Annotated in this window: 3 protein-coding genes; all 3 read left to right on the top strand. The window is 67.6% G+C overall.

The genetic code is table 11. The annotated features are described in order from the left end of the window. A partial coding sequence (locus tag LPZ50_RS24100) for a pentapeptide repeat-containing protein (RefSeq protein ID WP_230665370.1) occupies nucleotides 1-918 on the top strand: 918 nt, incomplete at its 5' end. After that, the gene (locus LPZ50_RS24095) at nucleotides 915-1,997 is read left to right on the top strand and encodes a pentapeptide repeat-containing protein (protein ID WP_230665369.1); all 1,083 of its coding nucleotides are present in this window, start codon (nucleotides 915-917) and stop codon (nucleotides 1,995-1,997) included. The genes LPZ50_RS24100 and LPZ50_RS24095, both read left to right, overlap by 4 nt. 15 nt (nucleotides 1,998-2,012) lie before the next feature. Then, a partial coding sequence (locus tag LPZ50_RS24090; protein WP_230665368.1) for a DUF4150 domain-containing protein occupies nucleotides 2,013-2,426 on the top strand: 414 nt, incomplete at its 3' end.

Below are 2,426 nucleotides of genomic sequence, written 5' to 3'. Positions count from 1 at the left end.
GACCTGTCGGGCCTCGATTTACGCGGCGCGCGCTGCGTGGGCACCTGGTTCGAATGCGCCGACCTTTCCGGCACGCGCCTGGATCAGGCCGACCTGACCCGCGCGGTGCTGACGCGCGCGCAGGTGCGGGACGGCAGCTGGCGCGCGGCGGAGCTGGCCGGAGCCAACCTGGGGCACGCGCAGTTTTCCGGTACCGACCTTTCGGAGGCGCGCCTGTCCAATACCTTGCTGGATGGCATCGCGCTGGAGAACTGCGATTTATCCGGAACCCGCATAACCGACTGCACGCTGACCGAGGCCATGCTGCAAAACTGCCGCTTCGACGCGGCCCAACTGGACACGGTGACCTTCCTGCAGCAAACCCACCTGGCCGACATCCGGTTCACAGGCGCGCAACTGGCGCGGGTGGTGTGGCTGGACTGCACGCTGGATGCCGTGGCTTACGAACAGGCCACCCTGACGCGCTGCGCCTGGGTGCAATCGGAATACCATCGTCCGGCCAATTGGGCGCGGGCCCGGCTGGACATGTGCTGCGCCGTTGAAACCGATATGGATGACGCCGTGTTCGCCAGCGCGGTGCTGCATGAATGCAATCTGCGCGCCATCGGCCTGGCGGGCGCCGATTTCGCTGGCGCCGTGCTGCAGCGCTGCGATTTTTCGCAGGCGGACCTGAGCGGCGCCACCCTGGCGGGCGCGCGCGCCGATGAATCTTTGTTCATACGTACCCGCTTCACCGGCGCCACCCTGGCCGACGCGGATTTCAAAGGCGCCCTGCTGCAGAAGGCCGACCTGGCTCCCGCCGACCTGCGCGGTGCCAATCTGTTCCGGGCCGACCTGGCGCAGGCGCTGCTGGATGACACGACGGACACGCGCGGGGCCTACACGCACCTGGCGAACTCGCGCGCGGTGCAGGCATGATCAGCACGGCCATCCTGCGCGAACGCATCAAGGGCGGTGAAGTGCTGTCGGGGCTGGATCTGCGCGGCGCCGTGCTGGACGGCCTGGACCTGGCGGGCGCCGTGCTGGAAAAATGCGACCTGGGCGGCGCATCGTTGGTGCGGGCCAACCTGAGCGACAGCCGCATCAGCGAATGCCGCCTGCACGGCAGCGACTGGCGCGGCGCCGACATCACGCAGTGCGCATTTTTTCGCTGCGACCTGAGCCAGGCGTACCTGCAGGACACCGCCTGCCGCGATACCTCGTTCGTGGAATGCCAGGCGGCGCAGGCGGATTTCCGGGGCGTTTCGCTGCCGGCATGCAACTTTGTCCAGGCCGGGCTGGCGGGCGCGCGCTTCGACAAGGCGGTCTTCGACCAAGGCTCGGTGTCTGAATGCGTGTTGGAACACACCAGTTTCGCCGGCGCCCGCTTCAGCAAGACGCTGTTCTTCCGGGCCGACCTGCGCAGCGCGCGGCTGCAGCAGGCCCAGCTGGAACATGTGGCCTTCGTGGAGGCCGATTTCACGGGGCAGGTGCTGGCAGGCCAGGTATTGTCGGGATGCCAGTTCATCGATGCCCGCATGGACGGCTGCGACCTGCGCAACGCCCGGCTGGCGCAGGCCAATTTCAAGGGCGCTTCGCTGCGCGGCGCCAAGCTTGCCGGCGTGCATGCGCCGCATGCCCTGTTCGTCCAGGCCGACCTTAGTCAGGCCGATGCCACCGGCGCCCGCCTGGCGCAGAGCATGTGGCCCGACGCCTGCCTGGACGGTGCGGTACTCAGCGGCGCCGACCTGACCCAGTCGGTGCTGCACCGCGCCCGTTGCGCGGCGGTGCGCCTGGACGGCGCCCAATTGGTCTACACCGATTTTTCGTATGCGGACTTGCGCGATGCCGATTTGCGGCAGGCGCAGTTCCAGCGCACGCAGATGCATCGCGCGTTGCTCGATGGCGCGCGCTGGAGCACGCGCGACGGCATTCTACCGAACGACCCCGCCCTGTACGAAGCCGAACTCTGGTCGGCGCGGCGCGGCCCCGCAGCCGCCGACATTCACCGGCCCTAGCCCAAAGGAAGCCTAGTGTTCGCTGACAGCCAATTGATGGGAATGGACCTGGCCTTTCCCGACTTTTGCAAACTGCCGCCGGCAATGATCCCCTTTTGCTTTCCCAATTTCGCGTTGGGGCCGATGGCGATTCCGAACGTGTGGAATACGTTCCTGATGATGATGCCGGCGCACAACCTGCTGACCACCATCCCGCTCAGCAACGGCGACAACCCGGGCATAGGCCTGGGCCTGATCTCGCAGACGGTGATGTCGCAGGCGCGCCGCATTACCTGTGTGCCCAACGTGCTGTTCGGCTGCATTCCCGCCACGCGCCTGACCTGCCTGACGGTGCAGAACACCTTCAACACCCTGGGCGCCCGGGTGCTGCCAGGCCAGTTGCGCGTGGTGCTGCTGGGCGGCGGCGGCGGAGCGGGGCGCGGCGTGCGC

This window comes from Bordetella petrii (assembly GCF_020991325.1).
Taxonomy (GTDB): Bacteria; Pseudomonadota; Gammaproteobacteria; order Burkholderiales; family Burkholderiaceae_B; genus Bordetella_A; species Bordetella_A petrii_E.
Note: the sequence above shows the minus strand (reverse complement) of the source record. Positions and strands in the feature narration are given on the sequence as shown.

Excerpts from the sequence above, each read along its gene's own strand:
- LPZ50_RS24095 (WP_230665369.1), top strand. The coding sequence starts at position 915 with ATGATCAGCACGGCCATCCTGCGCGAACGCATCAAGGGCGGTGAAGTG.